This window comes from Marinomonas sp. S3726, from assembly GCF_000967665.1.
GTDB lineage: Bacteria > Pseudomonadota > Gammaproteobacteria > Pseudomonadales > Marinomonadaceae > Marinomonas.
Map to the genome: position 1 here is coordinate 235,060 of NZ_JXYC01000004.1, position 18,608 is coordinate 253,667.

Sequence of the window (18,608 nt, forward strand, 5' to 3'; positions counted from 1 at the left end):
TATTTTTATGGTCTTACTCAATTTCTATTAAGACCTTTAATTCGCTATTTTAAAGACACTTTTATAAGCACGTTTTTAGATATTAGAACCGGAGTCTTCACCTTGTCAGCTTCAAACACACCTTCAAGTGAGAAACACCCAAGGCAAACCGCCATTGGTGCCAAAGAGATCGCCGATGTTAAAGCCTTTTTAATGGATTTACAGGACCGTATTTGTGCTTCGTTAGAGATGTTCGAGCCGCAAACGCGTTTTCAAGAAGATGCTTGGGAACGTGAAAACGGTGGCGGTGGTCGTACCCGTGTCATCGCCGATGGTGAAGTGATTGAAAAAGGTGGGGTGAATTTCTCCCATGTAATGGGAAGTCAACTTCCTCCGTCTGCAACAGCCGCAAGACCTGAGCTTGCAGGTGGCAGTTTTGAAGCCATGGGCGTGTCTCTGGTAATTCACCCTAAAAACCCTTACGCGCCGACGTCTCATGCTAATGTACGTTTGTTTGTGGTCCATAAAGAAGGCATGGATCCTGTTTGGTGGTTTGGTGGCGGCTTTGATCTAACACCTTATTATGGATTTGATGAAGACTGTACCCAGTGGCATCAAACAGCATTAGAAGCCTGTGAGCCTTTTGGTGACCAATACTATGACAAGTTTAAAGACTGGTGTGATGAGTATTTCTATTTGAAACACAGGGGGGAGCCACGTGGCATTGGTGGTTTATTCTTCGATGATTTTTCTGAATTAGGCTTTGAGCAAAGCTTTGGTTTAATGCGCTCTGTTGGTGACTCCTTCATGAAGGCTTACCACCCTATTTTGGCAAAACGCTTAGATACCCCTTATGGTGAACGTGAGCGTGACTTCCAACTACACAGACGCGGCCGTTATGTAGAATTTAACTTGGTATTTGACCGTGGCACGCATTTTGGTTTGCAAAGTGGTGCTGGGCGCACCGAGTCTATCCTGATGTCTTTACCGCCTGAGGTGAAATGGAGCTATGGTTATGACGCTCAAGCAGGCAGTGAAGAAGCGAAGTTAACGGACTATTACCTAACGGGCCGCAATTGGTTGAATCGCCCTGTAGTGGATAAGGTTGAAGGAGAGGTTTAATGGACAAATATCTAGTGGTTGGTAATCCAATTGCCCACAGTAAGTCACCTGATATTCACGCAGAGTTTGCCCGTTTAACTCAGCAAGATATTTCCTATGAGCGTTTTCTTGGCGACTTAGAGAGCTTTGAAGCTCAGATAAAAGACTTCTTCGAGCAGGGTGGCAAGGGCTTTAATGTCACTGTGCCTTTTAAAGAAAGGGCCTTTGCCTTGTGTGATGTACTTAGTAGCAGAGCGAAAACAGCCGGTGCGGTAAATACTCTATTACAGAACCAGAATGGTGAGATTTATGGTGACAATACCGATGGTATTGGCATGGTAAGAGATATCACAGTGAATAATAGCCAAACGATGAAAGCTAAGCGCATCTTGGTATTAGGGGCTGGTGGTGCTGTACGAGGTATTTTAGAACCTGTTTTATCTCAGCAACCTAGCGAATTAGTGATTGCTAACCGTACTGTGTCTAAAGCCCAAACCTTGGTGGATATTTTTGGCCCAGATGACTTCCCAGATACTAAGCGTGCCGCTATGGGCTTTGCTGAGGTGGAAGGCGAGTTTGACATGATCATTAATGGTACGTCCGCGAGCTTGTCTGGTGACTTACCGCCAATACCTGACTCTGTTATTGGAGCTGATACTTGGTGTTATGACATGATGTACGCGAAAGAGCCGACGGTCTTTTTAAACTGGGCACAAAACCTAGGTGCAAAAGGTTGTGATGGTTTAGGTATGCTGGTGGAACAAGCGGCAGAAGCTTTTACCTTGTGGCGTAACAAGCGCCCTGAAACACAAAGCTTAATTAAAAAGATGCATGCTGATCTGTAATTGGTTGTGCTGAGTCTATAAAGGCAATAGCTAGCAGCTTAGGTAGAAGAGGTGAAAAGGTAAGTAATGAAAGCCCAGTGGTTTAATCAAGTGGAACAAATTGGTGAAGCAAGATGGCAAGAAGCCATAGGCAGTACCACTTACCCTTTTGCACAATATGGTTTTTTTCATGCTTTAGAGTCTAGCCAAAGTCTTGGTGAAGCCTCTGGTTGGTATCCAGAATACCTCTTGTTAATGGAAGATGATGATACGCCCGTTGCTATCGCCCCTACCTTCTTAAAGACCCATTCTCAAGGAGAGTTTGTCTTTGATTGGAGCTGGGCGGAAGCGTACCAAAGGCATGGTTTAGACTATTTTCCTAAGCGTATTTGGGCTGTTCCCTTCTCTCCTGTTACTGGCCCTAGGCTTTTCTCTGGACTGGATTCAACGACTCAATCCGAACAATTAGATCATTTACACTTGCTAGTAGCGCAAGTACTTACTGACCGTACAAGCGAGCAAAAGCTTTCAAGTTGGCATCTTCTGTTTAATCAAGAAGAGCGTCTTGATGGGCTAAAAAGCGAATATCTATTACATAGAACCGCGTGCCAGTTTCACTGGTTTAATCGTGATTATCAGGATATGGATGATTACCTATCTTACTTCTCTAGTCGCAAGCGAAAAGTGGCTAAAAAAGAGCGTAAGAAGGTATTGGATCAGGGTTTAAGTTTAGAACGTAAATTGGGCAAAGATCTCAGCAAAGAAGAGATAGACTTCTTCTATATTTGTTACCAATCAACCTATGCTAAACGGGGCCAACAGGGTTATTTAACTCGCGACTTTTTTCAAAGTTTGATCAGCCATATGGGAGATCAAATTCTTCTGGTGCTGGCATCCAGAGGTGATGATTGGATTGCGGCGTCTTGGTGCTTCTTTGATAAGCATTCCTTGTACGGCCGTTATTGGGGTTGTGTAGAAGAGTTTGATTGCCTGCATTTTGAGGCTTGTTATTATCAAGGTATCGAGTTTTGTTTAGAGCAAGGTTTGCAACACTTTGATCCGGGTACTCAAGGAGAACATAAAATTGCTCGAGGATTTGAGCCAGTTTATAGCCATAGCTTGCACTATATTGCTCACCCTGGTTTTCGTGATGCGATCGCGCAATTTTGTGTTGAAGAAGGTAAGGCTGTGGATCAGTACAAGGCAGAGATTGAGCAACAACTTCCCTTTAAAAAAGCGGACTGCTAACTAAGTTAAGGCTAATTGAAAGGGAGTTGGCCTAAGTTTATATCTCTGCTTGATCACTAGTTGCTTGGCTCTAAATCATATTCCCCTGCTTCAAATCGATCAAAATAGGCTTGATAACGACCATCTTTACGATATTTCATTAGTATTTGATTAAAGTCTTCTATGATTTGAGGGCTGTTTTCTAACGCTTTTGAGACTAGTAAAAAGCTGTGATTTTCTAAAAGCCTTTTTGGGTGGAAAGTAATGAGAGCCTGCTGCTCCGGCGTGAACTGCTCTCTGATACTCGCCAAACCGACACTCTTTTCTAAAGGCAAAGCATCAATACGACCCGCTAATAGCTTGAGAAAAGCGACCTGATTATTAGGTGCTAAATCTATGTTTATCTTGCCTTGCTTAAGGGCATCATCAAATTCTTTGCCATAACTAGAGCTTAATATACCACCAAGCTTGTATTGGCTTAGATCGGCTATTTCAGACCATTCAAAATTCGAAGCCTTAAGATGGAAAAAGACGAACTCTTCATTTAGTACTGGTTCACTATAATAAAAATCTTGCTCGCGTTCGGCTTTATGCATCCAAACTGCGGCGGCATTAGCACGGCCTAAGGCCGCTGTTTTATAAGCGCGAGTCCAAGGGTAGAAGGCAAAAGCAGGCGCATAGCCGGCTTCACTCAATACATCATGAATCAGATGGGTTACAAAGCCTCTATGCTGCTGGCTTTCAGTAATAAAAGGGGGCCATTCGCCTAAGGTAATTTTCACACTGGGTTTTTGGTCGGCTTGACCTAAAGTACTGATAAACAGACAAAAGGTAGCAAATAAGAATCTAAACATTGCTTTACCTCTTTTTTATTAAAGCTAAGTTTTAGGTTAGCAGGAGAAAGTAACATAATTGTATTAATCGGTGAAAACTCAGCAGAATCTTGTGTTCTTTTATCAATCAATTTTGCTATACGTAGCTTTATGTGAACTGGTATTATCCTGCCTTGCAAAAATCCTAGAGTGCATCTTCTCTTTGTGCTCACTTATTCTTTTTCTTTCATAGCGTGGAATTTCCTATGGGCATTAGAAGTGCGTTTTATTTACTCTTATTAGCCGCTATTTGGGGTAGCTCCTTTTTGTTTATGCGTATCAGTGCGCCAGTATTTGGCCCTGTTTGGATGATAGAACTGCGCATTGGCTTCGCTGCTCTTTTTCTAGCTGTTGTTACTTTTGCCTTCAAAAAGCGTCTGTACCTAGCTAAACATTGGCGTCACTATTTAATTTTAGGTCTTTTAAGCGCAGCTTTACCCTTCTTGTGCTATGGCTTTGCTGCGGGGGATTTAACCGCGTCTCTCATGTCCATTATTAATGCCACTACGCCTGTATTTGGTACTGTAATCAGTGCGATTTATTTCAAGCAGAAACTAGCGCGTGAAACCTTGATCGGCTTGGCGCTCGGTATTCTGGGTGTTTCTGTGATTGTAGGCTTTGATGCAGAACTCTTTAAAACCGATGCTTGGCTGTCAGTATTAATCGTTCTTGGTGCACCTTTTTGTTATGGGCTGGCAAGTACCTTTACCCAAGTATCTAAAGGCGTTGAGCCCTTGCCTAATGCCTATGGCACCATGTTAATGGGGACCTTGGTAATCTTGCCAATGCTGTTCTTCTATCAACCTTTGGCTGAACCCAGTATTGAAATCTCGCTGGCTGTCATCATGTTAGGTGTTGTCTGTACGGGTGTGGCTTATCTTATTTTCTTTAAACTACTCAATGAAATAGGTACCTCCTCTACTCTAACGGTAACCTTTCTCGTACCGGTTTTTGGCGTTATGTGGGGCGTGATCTTCCTTGATGAGATGATAGGCTGGCATACGTTAATAGGGACTTTATTAGTCATAGCTGGCACAGTGAAAACAACAGGTTTTAGCTTTAAAAAAACCGCCAGTTAACTTTTCTTACCTTGTTCTGAATAAATAGCAGATGCTGGGCACCTGCTATTTCTCTCTTCTCTCTTTGATTAGAAGTCTTGGTGCGGTCCAAAGACTTCATAATGGATACGATCAGAATCTACTCCTAAGTTCTGCAACTGCTGCTTAGCAAACTGCATAAAGCCCACAGGCCCACATAGATAAAAGTCGCCGTCTTCTAATGGCAAGGTGGTAATCGTACTTAGATCCATTAAGCCATGATGTACGCTCTCCTCTGGATCATGGTCTTGGTTATACCAAGTGTGATGAATCAGATTAAGCTTGGTCGCGAGTTGCTTCACACGCTTTTTGAAGGAGTGCTGTTCATGGTTTTCACAAGCATGAAGATAATGTACCTCAGCTTCACTTCTTTGCTCTGCTAGGCTCTCTAATATGGCCTGCATAGGTGTAAGACCCACACCCGCAGAGATAGCAACAACCGGTTTGCCCTTGTTTTTAAAGACAAAATCACCCGCTGGAGCAAAAAGTTCAACCTCATCACCAAGGCGTAAACCGTCATGTAGGAAGTTAGATACTAAGCCAGGTACACCCATGGCTTCACGTTTTACTGAGATACGGTAGCTTTCACCATTGGCTTGATCAGAAAGCGAATACTGACGCATTTCTAGGTTTTCAGAGGTAATAGGCTTCACTCTGATACCAAGATACTGTCCTGGTTGATAGGTAATAACGGCTTTTCTATCTACTGGTTCAAATACAAGACTTTTAACTAATTCAGATTCGATACGCTTCTCTACTAGCTTAAATTTTCTTGGCCCTTGCCAACCGCCCTCTTGCGCTTCGTTTGATTCATACAAACCATTTTCAACTGAGATAAAGACCTCTGCTAGTTGACCATAAGCGGCAACCCAAGCATCTTCAATTTCAGCTGTGAATACATCACCAGCAAGCTCTCTAAGTGTTTCAATGAGGTGTAATCCTACAATGTCATAGTGAGCAGGTCTGATATCCAAGCTTGTATGCTTATGGGCGATACGTTGAACGGCTGAAGTCAGCATTGGCAAGTTGTCTATGTACTTTGCGTAAGCTGCAATGGCGTTAAAAAGCGCTAAAGACTGAGTACCTTCAGCCTGATGGGCCATATTAAATACATCCTTCAGCTCAGGGTTATGCTCAAACATGCGCTTATAAAAGTGTTGGGTAAGTGAAGGCCCGACGCTTTCAAGTAAGGGAATTGTGCTCTTTACTGTGCTTATTTGTTGATCTGTTAACATTTTGTATCCTTATTAAACTAACGCTCTTAATGCGTGACGTATTTTGGTTGAGTTGATAAAAAGTGCGCTATAAACGCTGGCGAATGAGAATGCTGCTGTAGTGCAAAATAAAGAGAGCAAAGGCCCCTATCCAAAGGGCTGCGCTAACTTGCCATGCCTCTATCACTAGGCCTAAAGCAGGCAAAAAAGTACGGGCTAGGGCCGCAATAAATATGGTTAAAAAGGCCAAGGACATAAGAGGAGCCGATTGAATCAAGCGCCCTGTATGGCCTAAAGACACTCGAGACATAATGGCGAGTATCATGCCGCCGATTGCGCCGATCGCAATCAAGTGTAGTGCGTCAGCAAAGCGGATTAGCTCAGTGAAAAAGCTAGCGCCTAGACAAATAAACCCTAAACCAAGGGAGCCGTAAGTTAGGTGCAAGGACCATAAAAGTGGAACTTGTAAGCTGGCTCTTGGATGCCAGTGATAAAGCTGGATAAGCTGCAAACTACCTAACAAAATCATGATGAAACCAGGCACAAGCGCAAACTCAAAAAATGGGTAGATAAAAGCATATAGGTTATTTATTAACGCCGTTGCTATCAGTAACTTGGTTAATCTTGGGGTTGCTATCACCTTGGCAGCAAGAGGCAGTGCTTTAGTGCCATTGCGAGTAAACATAGGGATAAGACGACCCCCCAAAACGCCGGCTAAAAGCGCAAATAAAAGTACACCAGTACGGCCAAAGTGTAGGGCCAGTTCTGTCTTGCCTGCTAGGTCGGCAAGAATAATGCCCATGTTGACTAGCATCATGATGCTAAGCAAAGGTAATAACATGAGATTTCGATTGTTGGCGCGGTACAAGAGCTGAGCCAAAAAGCCAATGCCAATTAGCCACCAGACAAGCTGTAGACCGAAGGCTAAATATTGCAGTGACACACTCTCTTGCCATAACAATATGCGTACAGAAGCCCAAATAAGACACCATAGAATGAGTGGTTTACCATGTAAGCTACGAAGCTGAGTCCATGTTTGTGATGCGGTAAGCAAAAAGGACAAAGCCACAAAAGCGGCAAAGCCAAAGACCATCTCATGAAAGTGCCAAACTAGGCTGGATAAACCTTGAGTGGGCAAGCTTACTTGTCCACTCAAAATGAATAGCCATAGGCTTAAAGCGATTAATGAGAAAGCACTCGCCCCTAAAAAACCAGGGCGAAAGGCCAAATCAAATAAATCAAACCCTGCTTTCCCTTGCCCTTTATGCTTAATCTGATCTGGATGTATCTTGCTCATCATAGGATTTCAGCCTTAATTCCGTTTTGGCCGATTAGACGCATCACATAACCTACCTTTAGAAAAGCCGCAAACACTACCAGAGCAATATGGCTCACAACTTGAGTGGCAATACTAAAGTCCTCAGGTTTTAGATAACCAATGAAAACCGTTGCCAGTACTACGATGAGAGACGCTAGCATCAAGCTATTGCCTGCGAAAAATACACTTTTAAAGTTCTCTTCCAGCTCGTAACGGGTCAATCTTTGCTGGCTCATAATAGGTAATAGTTTGAAATGATGGCCGAACATATTTGTCTCCTTTGATGTCCTTTTGACATCTAGTCGTCATTTAAATCTCTTTCTTGTATTCGTTATTGCACATCTGATGCCAATAAATTTATTTGTTATTTATCAGTGCTTTATGAAATTTATAAATTTTTATAGAGTCAATATGACTCAATTATGAAAGAGTTAAAAATACCTATTAGAGTCAATATGACCTATACTTATTGATAGCTTTAATCTGAGGAGTAGGAATGTGATTACATCGGGTGATTTATTGGAACTGGCGATAGATATGGCACAAAACGTCACAACCAAGGACAGGTTTGATCGTCTGCTAAATACCATACGTAACATTATTCCTTGTGATGCTGTGGTTTTGCTTAAGCGTCAAGGGCAAGAACTTAAGCCGCTAGCACAGACTGGTGTTAACCCTGAGTTATTGGGCCGTCGTTTTGAAATAGCCTCTCAGCCTAGGTTTGAAGCCATTTGTGATAGCCAAACGCCAGTGCGTTTTGCCAGTGATTGTGATTTACCTGATCCTTATGATGGTATGTTACAAGGGGTTGTTGGTGATTTACCTGTGCATGCATGCATGGGCTTTCCCCTTTATGCGGATGAGCAACTGATAGGTATTTTGACTTTAGATAGCCTGACCCCTGGTGTTTTTGACGATATTGCAGCTAAAACCCTAGAGGTCATCGCGGCGGTATCCGCTGCCAGCTTGAAAACCGCTATCCTCTTCAAAAAATTAGAATCTCACACCGAGCATTTTCAAAATGTCGTGTCTGAGCTTACCAAAGAAGCCTTGATAAAAGATGGAGGTGAGCTGATTGGGCAAAGCCTACCTATGCAAAAAATGCAGCAAGAGTTAGGTCTGGTTGCCCCTTCTGATTTCGCTGTTCTGATTGAGGGAGAAACTGGCGTAGGTAAAGAATTGGTTGCCCGTACTCTTCATAGAAAGTCGACTCGTGCAGAGGGTCCATTGGTTTATGTAAACTGCGCTGCTTTGCCTGAAAACCTGATTGAAAGTGAGTTATTTGGCCATGTTAAAGGGGCCTTTACTGGCGCAGATAAAGACAGAGCGGGTAAGTTTAGCTTAGCGAATGGTGGTACTCTCTTCTTAGATGAGATAGGTGAGCTGCCACTTTTAGCTCAGAGTAAGTTGCTGCGAGCTTTGCAAAGCCAAGAAATACAAGCCGTTGGTAAGGATCAGGTAGAGCTTGTTGATGTACGAGTGATTGCCGCCACTAACCGAGTATTAAAAGAAGAAGTGGAAGCCAATCGCTTTCGATCAGATCTGTATCATAGATTAAGTGTATTCCCTATTTGTATCCCTCCTTTAAGAGAAAGACTGGGTGATATCACCTTGTTAGCGGGTTATTTTACCGAACAATCACGCCGTAAATTAGGTTTAGCTCACCTATTAATTGATGATGATGTGATTGCCAGATTAGAAGCTTATGATTGGCCTGGGAATGTCCGTGAGCTTGAACATGTAATGAACCGAGCAGCTCTGATGGCACGGTCTGATGGACAAGGTCAAACTGGGATGACGCGGATCAAAACCTATCACCTAGGCCAGTTACAAAGCACGTCTCAGGCGATAACACAAAGCATCAAGGCTCCGGAAGAGAGTTTTGATAATAGCAATGCTTTAGTTCAACAAGCTTGGCAGGTATCAAACCTTAAAGATGCTACCGCGGCATTTCAAAGCCAGAAAATTCATCAAGCCCTGCTAAGTTCAGATTACAACTGGTCTAAGGCTGCAAGAGTACTGGATATGGATAGAGCAAACCTAGTTCGCTTAGCAAAACGACTTGGTATAGAAGTAAAGAAACAGTTGAAATAACCTCACTCTTGTCGTTAAAGCTTGACCTATTTCTATTCGGGTTGCCTACAAATACGAGTAATTTCTTGTCTTAGCCAAAGATTTGCCTTGTCATCTTTGTTTTTAATATCCCAATAAAGCTTCATTGAGTAGTTATCAAGGGGGATTGGGGTTTCAAAGACTTGAATATCAAACTTATTGACAACAGTGTTTAAGAACTTACGGGGTGCAGTCAAAATACCTTCCGAGGATTCAACAATATAAGGGGCGCTGGAGAAGTTGGCGACTTTGAACTGAACATCTCGAGCTAAGCCTACTGGCTCTAATGCTTCATCTATCATGCCCCGGGTACCTGTGCCTGTTCCTGCTAATATATGAGGATATTGGCAAAAGTCTAATGCTGTTTGTTTTGAGTTTAAATAAGGGTGCTCATTTCTAACTGCCGATACAAAATCATCTCGATACAGTGTTGTCACCATTAGGCTTGGGTGGCTTGATTCTATGATACTGATTGAAAAATCTACTTCTCCTGTTTCTATCTGGCTGGCAAGGCTACGCTTATCTATTTTGACAAAGATGAGATGGATCTTGGGTGCCACCTTATTGAGGTGCTTGATTAAACTCGGTGCTAAAATTTGTTCAACTAAATCACTAGTTGCGATATAGAAGGTACGTTCTGACGTGGAGGGATCAAATGCTTCCTGGGCTAGAATGTTGCGCTCAAAGTCATTAAGCCAGCGCTTTAACTGAGTGTGTAATGACTCAGCTCTCGGTGTTAATACCAGCTTGTTACCTTGTCTAATTACCAGAGAATCGTTAAAGCTATGGCGCAACTTCTTTAGCGTGTGACTCACGGCAGACTGAGTCAAACCTGCTCTTTCTCCTGCACGGGTTAGGTTCTTTGTTTCAAATATGAGTTGTAGCAGCCTTAATTGGGTTAATTCTATATCGGAAATATTACTCATTCTGTCTATCCAAGGTCATTAAATCTGTTCATGACTATATTACATCAATTAATTTCAATAATGATAATCGAGATCTTATTCTGTATTGGAAATCAATAAACACCAATATTTGAAGGAAATGATGATGAAGTTGAAAAAATTTTTTGCCCTTACAAGTCTGGTTATGAGCCCAATGGTTATCGCTGACGATATTCTGGTGGTTATGTCAGATGTGTCACAAATGACGTTAAAAGCGGGCTCTGATTACAGAACAGGTTTTTATCTTAATGAGCTAATGGAACCTGTAAAACTCTTTTTAGATGCAGGTCATACTTTAACCTATGCTACACCGACTGGTTTGGCACCAACTTTGGACCCTGTGTCTGATACCCCAGATCACTTTTTAGATGTGAGCCAAGTTAACTACAACACTCATAAAGCACTGTTTAATAACCTAATGTTGACAGACAAAACCCATAGTCCAGTGGTGAGCTTTGCACGTATTGAGCAAATGGGTGTTGAAAAGTTTGACGCTGTTTTTGTGCCTGGAGGCCACGCTCCTTTGGGTGACCTTGTTTCGAACGACATGCTAGGAAGCTTCTTACGTCACTTCAATAGTGAGTCAAAACCTACTGCATTGGTTTGCCATGGTCCTGTTGCATTGCTTTCTGCTTTACCTAATAGCACTGAATTTGAAGCACAAATGAAGGATGGCTCTAAAGCCACACCAGCGGAAGGTTGGATTTATGATGACTATAAGATGACCACTTTCAGTAACTCAGAAGAGACAACGGCGACTCAGTATTACCTAGGTGGTGATGGTCTTTTCTTCTGGCCACAAAACGCCTTGATTAAAGCGGGTGGAGAGTACTCTCGCAGTAAAGAGGATTGGGCGCCACACATAGTTGTCGATAGAGAGCTTATTACAGGGCAAAACAACAAGTCTTCTACAGGTGTAGCGCAAGCTCTACTTAAGATGCTGGATTAGCCTGAGGCGTTTAAAAGTAACAATAGGTACATCAAAGTATCACCTATTTATACCCTTTAATGGCTAATTATAATATCTGTTTATAAGCTCAGTCTTTTCTGATCATGATGATTTTAGGGCGGTATTTAATTTGCCATTAAAGCGGATAGTTTTAATGAAATTGAGGAAATAATGATGACACAAACCGTTTTAATTACTGGCTCTAATAGTGGTTTTGGCTATTTAATCGCTAATGCATTAGTTGTAAAGGGTTACCGAGTAATCGGCTCTATGCGTGACCCTCATGGTCGTAATGCATCCATCGCAAATGAACTAAAAGCTAAGGGCGTGACCATAGTTGATATTGATGTTACCAGTGATGAGAGTGTAGAAAAAGGTGTTGCCGCAGCGCTTGAGTTGACAGGTAGTATTGATGTACTGATTAATAATGCCGGTGTAGGGACATTAGGTTGGCAAGAAAGCTTCACCATAGATGACTTTAAAAAAGTATTTGATATCAATGTCTTCGGTGTGCAACGTATGACAAGGGCTGTGTTACCTCAGATGAAAAAAGACGGTAAAGGCACCCTGATTCAGATCTCGAGTATTCTGGGTAAATTTGTTTTACCTTTTTTAGGTTCTTACAATGCCACTAAACATGCCGTTGAAGGTTTGGCGGAAAACTACCGTGTAGAGTTATCTCAATTTGGTATTCAGTCTTTGATTGTTCAGCCTGGTGGCTTTGGTACTGACTTTGGTTCTAACCTTCTCAAGGCAAGTGATACCCAAGTTGCCCAAAGCTATGGTAATTATGCTGATGCACCTGAACAAATGTGGGCTGGCACAGAGCAAGGACATGATGCAGAAGATGCCCCAAGTCCTAATTTAGTTGCTGAAGCAGTACTTAACTTATTAGAAACGGCCCCTGAAAATCGCCCTTTTAGAACCACAGTAGATGGCACGGGTTTAAATCCTGTTATTGAAGAGATAAACCAAGCAACCGAAGCAGCGATGCAAGGAATTTATCGAAACTATGAGATGGCAAGTCTGTTTGATTTGAAGCGAACCTAATATCAGTAAATCAAGAAAGAGGGCATGGATTCGTCCTCTTTGCTTTTATTACAAAATTATTGTGTATGTGCTCTATGTTTAAAGAGTACAAAGCCTGCTAACAACATGCCTATAGCACTTACTTGTAATGCTGTATCGACCCCATAGACTTGCCAAATTAGGCCTATTACATAGGCGCTAAGGGCAGAAAAAATAGCAATAGCGAAATAAAGAAAGCCGTAGGCTGTACCTTTATCACTCGCTTTTTTGCCAATAAAAGTACGAATTGTCATGAGCATAATAATTTCATGTATGCCGAATAGGAGGAAAGAGGCCAGATAGGCTTCAAATGTCGAAGTGAGTAAAAGAAGTAAAGAACAAAGGCCTGCTCCATAACCAAGCCCAAGTTGAATCTTGATTGAATAGCTATCTACAAAGCGGCCAATACTTTTGCCTATTAGCATCTGAGTGCCTTTCACCAAAATCAAAATCATAAGGATTTCATTAAGCTCTAAGCCATATTCATTTCCGAGTAATAAGTAGAAGGCTTCATTGAAGGTGAACAAGGTGATAATGACAAAAGCAGCAATCACACCTCTTAGTTTGGGCTCAAGCAAAATTGAAAAGGAAGGTGATGCTTTTTGGGGCAGGCCTTGCGTATCCTGTATGAACATTATTAGGACTAATATGGCCAATACCCCTGGAATAATGCTTGCTAAAAATAGGCTTCGAAATACAGATTCTGACATGCCAAAATAAGATATGGTGGCAAGTAGAATAAGTAAGCCAAGCACTTCCCCTATTTTTTCAAGGGTTTTGTGGTGGCCAAGGCTTTTACCAAGATGATTTTTTTGCTGTACAGAAGCTGAAAGTAGTTTGTCTTTTGGTGCTGAACGAATGGCTTTTCCAAGACGCTCAGATGAACGAAAAGCAGCAATACTCCCCCATCCATCTGCCATACCAAAGAGTGGTTTAGAGATGGCTGAAAGGCCATACCCTAGTATTAGGAAAGGTTTATTTCTTCCACGTCTGTCGGCGAAAATACCAGCAAGAATTCGCAGAAGATAAGATACAAGTGTGGTGATAGCTAATACTAAGCCGAGTTTATCGATGCCTTGGTCCAGTATTAAAACAAGAAAAAATGGCATGAGAGGAACAACAATGGAGCTGGCCATGTCGGTAAAGAAACTCACCATGCCCATCCAAAAAAAATTTGATTGCTGATTTTGCTGGCCGAGTGCTTCCCTTGTCTCCATCACTGTCCCTACTTTTTTCTATTTTCTCAATGTGTTGCCTTATCAATAATGGGTTAGCAATCAGAACTTGTTTATGACTCTTGCGCTTGTCTTGCCTGGCTAACTTGTCTAATACGCTCTGCAGGCACAGCTAGTTGAATCAATAAGTATTCTTTTAAATCAGCGTCTAAGCCCTGATTATCCATCGCCATTGCCATGCAATCTAACCAAGCCTGTTTGTCTTCATCTATAACATCTAAATGCATATGAGCTCTAGGCAATTGGATTGAACCATATTTTTGACTATAGAGCTTATCGCTCCCCATCCAGCCTGTTAAAAAGCGATACAGCTTGTCAATGGATAATTCTGTATCGGCTGGGTGCATATCATAAAGGCGCTTGAATTGAGGCTCTGTCCCCATAAAGTGGAAGAAGTCTGATACAAGTGCATGCAGCCCTTCTTTACCGCCTACTGCTTGGAAGGTGCTATCCCCTTCTCCATAAGATTTGTTTGATTCAGACATCATCTGACTCTTTTTTTTCTGTTTTAATTTCGGATGAAGCTGGTGCTGACTTTTTGGCTTTTTTCTCGGCATCCATCTTGATTGAATTTCTAAAACCACCGATTGCTGCCAAAACGCCTATAATTGCGCTCATATAGTAGGGAATTTGAAACAGCATGGTGATACTGACAAAAACAATACCAACAGCTAGGCCTTCAGCTAGGGGTTTTGCATACTTTTTCATATAGGGCTCCAAGATATTTTAAGTTGGCACTATCACCAATAAATTTGCCCTAGTTTAATCAAAACAAGATATGAATGCTCGTCTTCCTTGTTTTAGAAATGAACCTGTCTCTATTTGTGGATAACCTTTCTTCGTTATTTAGCAAAATAATATGTGGATAAATGAGATACTAATACACATTATATCTGTTATAGAGAAATTGAATGTGTATATTCGGCTTTATATGAACAAACTTGTGTGTAATTGATGTTTTTATCCACAGTGAAAACGAAACTTCTAGCCAAAATAGGCTGTTTTTAAGTATAAATAGCCGCTTTTTAGCCCATAATTCACACTTTTACCCAAGGTATTAAATTTAGTATGTCCAGCTTGTTAACTCTTATTCCTACTTTTCGTAAAGAGAAGCAGTTAAATAAACGCATTTGGCATATGGCTTGGCCTCCTATGTTATCTAACATCACCACACCGCTTTTAGGTTTGGTAGATACGGCTGTGGTAGGACACCTAGCAAATGAAAGTCACCTTGGGGCTGTAGCGATTGGCGCGAGTATTTTTAGCTTAGTTTTTTGGGCGTTTGGGTTCTTACGAATGGGGTCGACAGGTTTAACCGCTCAAGCCTTAGGTCGTAAGGATGATCAAAGAGTATTAGAGCTTCTATTACAGTCTGTTTTACTGGGTATCTTGATTGGCTTACTTTTGATCCTATTTCGAGAACCCATTATTGATGTCATGTTATGGATGATGTCTCCCAGTGCTCAAGTAGAACCTTGGGCAAGGTTGTATTGTGAGGTGCGTATTCTAAGCGCGCCAGCGGTCTTGGCAGGTTATGCCGTCGTTGGTTGGTTTTATGGGGTACAAAATGCCCGTGGACCACTTTGGATCATGTTATTAATTAATGTGGTGAACATGGTGTTGGATTATTACGCAGTTTACCATTTGGATATGGCCAGTGATGGTGTCGCTTGGGCAACCGTTTTCTCTCAATATGCTGGCTTGGCTCTTGCTTTATATTTGGCAAGTAAGCAGTTGAAAAAGCTGAATATTAATATTTCCTCTGAGGTAGCAAAAAGTTTATTAAAATTCTCTGAATACATTGCTCTGATTCAGGTAAATCGCTATCTATTTGTACGAACTATCTTGTTATTAGCGGTTGGTATTTTCTTTACCGCTCAAGGTTCGGCTCAAGGGGATAATATTCTTGCTGCAAACGCCGTGTTACTGACATTTTTAATGATAATTTCCAATGCTTTAGATGGCTTTGCCTTTTCTGTTGAAGCCTTATGTGGCGAGGCAATCGGTCAGAAAGACAAAACGCAATTCGAAAAGGTAGTGCTTTTATCGAGCGTTTGGGCTTTGGTGGCTGCGGTTGGCCTTGTCTGTGTTTTTTGGCTGTTTGGAAACCATATCGTTTCTCTATTAACCAGTATCGAATCGGTTAAAAGTATCGCGGCGATATATCTGCCATGGTTGATTATCTTCCCACTTCTGGGGGTTTGGTCCTTTATGCTGGATGGTGTCTTTATAGGTGCCACTGAAGTAAAACAGATGCAAGATGCCATGATAGTGTCAGTTGTGCTTGTCTTCTTCCCCTGCTGGTATATCACGCAGCAATTAGGCATGGGTAACCATGGACTTTGGCTGAGTCAGGCGGCTTTATTTGTTGCCCGAGGAGCGAGCATGTACTGGCTTTATCGCCGTAATTTGGCTCAAGGCAAATGGTTTGTCGATAATTAATTAGCAAACAAGGTAAGTATGAGTATCGTTCAATTTCAACTTTGTGTAAGATTTGCCCGCCTTTTTGGTAACTAAATCAACATATTAAATTTTAAATGGAACTAGAATGAAAAAATTACTTATCTCAGCTTTTACTATTGCCGCTTTATTTTTAACGGGTTGTGCAACAATCATTTCAGGTACTAATCAAACACTAACTTTTAACTCAGATGTAGACGATGTTGAAGTATATGTTGATGGTGCCTTAATTGGTAAAACACCTGTAAGCGCTAGCTTTAAAAAGAATAAAGTTAAATCAGTGATGTTCAAAAAGTCTGGCTACGAAGCGGTAACACGTCAAATTACGACATCTTATGATAATGTTGCTTTGCTAAGTGTATTTTGGGATTTATCTACAACTGACATGATTTCTGGTGCTGCTTTTGAGTATGAGCCAGGTGCAATTTATGTTCAGATGCCTAAGACTGAAAACGAAGAAACAGCTGAAGAAAAGTAAGAGTTTATATGATGACAAAGGTAGATTCTTTCATGGCTAAAGTTAGCTTAATATTTGCCTTTGTCTGCTTATTCTTACCATCAAACTCAGTAGCACGTTCTATTGAGTTTGATGCAGGTATGTCAGAATTTATCCTAAAAAATGCACCTGCCCTTATTTCTCAGATCAAACGACAATCAGGTGTTGGTTATGACAGCTTAAAAGCTCAGTTGGAATTACGAGGTTGTGACGAGCATTTATTATCTGATAATGCATTAATTGAACAAAAGACAAGCTATGATTTTTTTTCTTACTTGATGGGAAAAGTAAATGCTTGTTCAACGGATCATAGCAGCCAACTAAAAAAGCCAACTTTTACTGAGACTTTGCAAGGTAAAACACCCTATTTATTAGTCGCGGGTGAAAGCCTTAATGCTCCTATGTCCTATTTTGGTCATTCTTTACTTCTGTTTCTAGATGAGGATGATTTTTACTTTTCACCTGTATTGTCTGTGTTAGCCCCGCTAGAAAGTAAGCAGCTTTTCTCTCAAACCCTCAACGGTGGCTTCTCTAGTATCAAGGCAGAAATTAACCTGACACCCTTGCACCAAGTTATCTCCTTTTATAATAACTATGAATCACGCTCCTTACGTTTTATTAAGCTACCTGAAGATAAGTTTGATAATGAAAAGCTAATCGATTATTTCGATCAGGCTTTGAATGACCCTTTAAGGTATAACTTTTTTGTTAAAAACTGCGCGACCTACCTTTATGAGGCACTTGATCAGGCTTGTGATTGTTTAGATGAAGACAGAAGCATAATCTCGCCTGCCTTGATGGAAGCTCAGATTTATCAACAAGCACCAGAGACTCAAGTTTTTGAACTTAAATCTCTGTTGGCTAAGTTCCACCAAGCTTATGAGCCACTAAACAGCTTTGAACAAAGAACGGTTAGACAAATGATTCTAGATCAGGGCTTTCAATATCAAGGTATTCACCAAGATCTAGGGAATGTGGCTGTGTTAGGGGCTCGATTGAGCTTTGAAACCTACAAAACACCTTACCCATCTTATTCTGGTTTACTGGATACTTATGGTGATGCATCTGGTTTATTGGCTAGCTTGCCAGAGACTCAGCAACCTAATGATAAAATGCGAGATCAACTTTATCTTTCATCTTTTGGTCTTTCTACTAATGAGGATAAACACTCTGCTCGTTTTGCTTTACTGGATTACCGTTCTTTTTATCAAAGACAAGAGAGCATTAATTCGGCAAGTTTAGCGGCGGGTGTCCTTGAGCTTTCTAGCATTGAGGATACGAGTCGAGTAGAGAGTGTGACCTTGTTAGAAATAACTAGCTTAAAGCCATTCAATGGGGTGTCAAAAAATGCATCTTGGCGCTTTGGCATAGATGCGCAGCGCAATCAAGATGATCAGCTTAAGACCTCTTTAAACTTTGGGTTAGGAGGTAGCGTGTCTGTCTTTGGCGCTAAATTCTATCTTCTGCCAAGTATTGAGATCTCTAGCGCCACGAAATTACCTGTCTATTCAGGCTTTGAAGCCAATATGGGCTTTGTCTCCTTAGCTTATGAAAATAAAGATCTGCTTGATCATGAGTTAAGTTTTTATAAAAGGCTCAATTCTTCTTTCGCCCTTGAGTATCAGGCCGTTAAGCTAGAAAGAGAAGAAACAAGCCACACCGCCTCTGTGTTTTATTACTTTTAATCGCTTTCTTAAGACAATAAAAAAACG

The 18,608-nt window shown here is 41.4% G+C and carries 18 protein-coding genes; 10 read left to right on the forward strand and 8 right to left on the reverse strand.

Annotated features, from left to right (window positions below):
- The first annotated feature begins 153 nt into the window (after positions 1–153).
- The 3 genes from hemF to TW85_RS02245 all read left to right on the forward strand — a co-directional run bounded on the left by hemF (position 154) and on the right by TW85_RS02245 (position 3,152).
- Positions 154–1,101 (forward strand): oxygen-dependent coproporphyrinogen oxidase, encoded by a 948-nt coding sequence (gene hemF / locus TW85_RS02235; RefSeq protein ID WP_046015876.1) that lies wholly within the window; start codon positions 154–156, stop codon positions 1,099–1,101.
- Positions 1,101–1,925 carry a shikimate dehydrogenase gene (gene aroE / locus TW85_RS02240; RefSeq protein ID WP_046015452.1) on the forward strand — a complete coding sequence of 275 codons (825 nt, stop codon included), beginning with the start codon at positions 1,101–1,103 and terminating at the stop codon, positions 1,923–1,925. The genes hemF and aroE overlap by 1 nt, the downstream gene beginning before the upstream one ends.
- A 66-nt stretch (positions 1,926–1,991) precedes the next feature.
- Positions 1,992–3,152 (forward strand): GNAT family N-acetyltransferase, encoded by a 1,161-nt coding sequence (locus tag TW85_RS02245; protein ID WP_046015453.1) that lies wholly within the window; start codon positions 1,992–1,994, stop codon positions 3,150–3,152.
- A 56-nt stretch (positions 3,153–3,208) separates the two neighbouring features.
- Here TW85_RS02245 and TW85_RS02250 read toward each other — a convergent pair whose 3' ends face one another.
- The gene (locus TW85_RS02250; protein ID WP_046015454.1) at positions 3,209–3,985 is read right to left on the reverse strand and encodes an ABC transporter substrate-binding protein; all 777 of its coding nucleotides are present in this window, start codon (positions 3,983–3,985) and stop codon (positions 3,209–3,211) included.
- A gap of 224 nt (positions 3,986–4,209) precedes the next feature.
- Between TW85_RS02250 and TW85_RS02255 the strand changes: the two genes are divergently transcribed.
- On the forward strand, positions 4,210–5,082 hold the full coding sequence (locus TW85_RS02255) for a DMT family transporter (RefSeq protein ID WP_046015455.1): 873 nt from the start codon (positions 4,210–4,212) through the stop codon (positions 5,080–5,082).
- A gap of 68 nt (positions 5,083–5,150) precedes the next feature.
- Here the strand turns inward: TW85_RS02255 and hmpA are convergent, their stop codons facing one another.
- The 3 genes from hmpA to TW85_RS02270 form a co-directional block, all read right to left on the reverse strand.
- Positions 5,151–6,335 carry an NO-inducible flavohemoprotein gene (hmpA, locus tag TW85_RS02260; RefSeq protein WP_046015456.1) on the reverse strand — a complete coding sequence of 395 codons (1,185 nt, stop codon included), beginning with the start codon at positions 6,333–6,335 and terminating at the stop codon, positions 5,151–5,153.
- A 67-nt stretch (positions 6,336–6,402) separates the two neighbouring features.
- Positions 6,403–7,614, reverse strand: coding sequence for an NnrS family protein (locus tag TW85_RS02265; protein WP_202904823.1), 1,212 nt, complete (start codon positions 7,612–7,614; stop codon positions 6,403–6,405).
- A complete protein-coding gene (locus TW85_RS02270) occupies positions 7,611–7,901 on the reverse strand; it encodes a hypothetical protein (RefSeq protein ID WP_046015457.1) in 291 nt (96 codons plus the stop codon). The genes TW85_RS02265 and TW85_RS02270 overlap by 4 nt, the downstream gene beginning before the upstream one ends.
- Positions 7,902–8,130: 229 nt before the next feature.
- Here TW85_RS02270 and norR point away from each other — a divergent pair, with 229 nt between their 5' ends.
- Entirely contained in the window at positions 8,131–9,726 is a 1,596-nt protein-coding gene (gene norR / locus TW85_RS02275) for a nitric oxide reductase transcriptional regulator NorR (RefSeq protein WP_272947146.1), read from the forward strand.
- 32 nt (positions 9,727–9,758) lie between these two features.
- On the opposite strand, the gene TW85_RS02280 is transcribed toward norR, so the two are convergent.
- The gene (locus TW85_RS02280) at positions 9,759–10,670 is read right to left on the reverse strand and encodes a LysR family transcriptional regulator (protein WP_046015458.1); all 912 of its coding nucleotides are present in this window, start codon (positions 10,668–10,670) and stop codon (positions 9,759–9,761) included.
- A 124-nt stretch (positions 10,671–10,794) separates the two neighbouring features.
- Between TW85_RS02280 and TW85_RS02285 the strand changes: the two genes are divergently transcribed.
- A complete protein-coding gene (locus tag TW85_RS02285) occupies positions 10,795–11,637 on the forward strand; it encodes a type 1 glutamine amidotransferase domain-containing protein (RefSeq protein WP_052701787.1) in 843 nt (280 codons plus the stop codon).
- A 174-nt stretch (positions 11,638–11,811) separates the two neighbouring features.
- Positions 11,812–12,687, forward strand: coding sequence for an SDR family oxidoreductase (locus tag TW85_RS02290; RefSeq protein WP_046015460.1), 876 nt, complete (start codon positions 11,812–11,814; stop codon positions 12,685–12,687).
- Positions 12,688–12,743: 56 nt separating this feature from the next.
- Here the strand turns inward: TW85_RS02290 and TW85_RS02295 are convergent, their stop codons facing one another.
- The 3 genes from TW85_RS02295 to TW85_RS02305 all read right to left on the reverse strand — a co-directional run bounded on the left by TW85_RS02295 (position 12,744) and on the right by TW85_RS02305 (position 14,648).
- Positions 12,744–13,922: an MFS transporter gene (locus TW85_RS02295; RefSeq protein WP_046015461.1), complete on the reverse strand. Its 1,179-nt coding sequence runs from the start codon at positions 13,920–13,922 to the stop codon at positions 12,744–12,746.
- A 71-nt stretch (positions 13,923–13,993) separates the two neighbouring features.
- On the reverse strand, positions 13,994–14,425 hold the full coding sequence (locus tag TW85_RS02300) for a group II truncated hemoglobin (RefSeq protein ID WP_046015462.1): 432 nt from the start codon (positions 14,423–14,425) through the stop codon (positions 13,994–13,996).
- A complete protein-coding gene (locus tag TW85_RS02305; RefSeq protein WP_046015463.1) occupies positions 14,418–14,648 on the reverse strand; it encodes a hypothetical protein in 231 nt (76 codons plus the stop codon). The genes TW85_RS02300 and TW85_RS02305 overlap by 8 nt, the downstream gene beginning before the upstream one ends.
- Before the next feature lie 360 nt (positions 14,649–15,008).
- Between TW85_RS02305 and TW85_RS02310 the strand changes: the two genes are divergently transcribed.
- From TW85_RS02310 to TW85_RS02320, 3 genes are all read left to right on the forward strand, one after another.
- Positions 15,009–16,382, forward strand: coding sequence for an MATE family efflux transporter (locus TW85_RS02310; RefSeq protein WP_046015464.1), 1,374 nt, complete (start codon positions 15,009–15,011; stop codon positions 16,380–16,382).
- A 106-nt stretch (positions 16,383–16,488) separates the two neighbouring features.
- Positions 16,489–16,878: a PEGA domain-containing protein gene (locus TW85_RS02315; RefSeq protein WP_046015465.1), complete on the forward strand. Its 390-nt coding sequence runs from the start codon at positions 16,489–16,491 to the stop codon at positions 16,876–16,878.
- Between the two features lie 8 nt (positions 16,879–16,886).
- A complete protein-coding gene (locus TW85_RS02320; RefSeq protein ID WP_046015466.1) occupies positions 16,887–18,581 on the forward strand; it encodes a DUF4105 domain-containing protein in 1,695 nt (564 codons plus the stop codon).
- Positions 18,582–18,608: the final 27 nt, after the last annotated feature.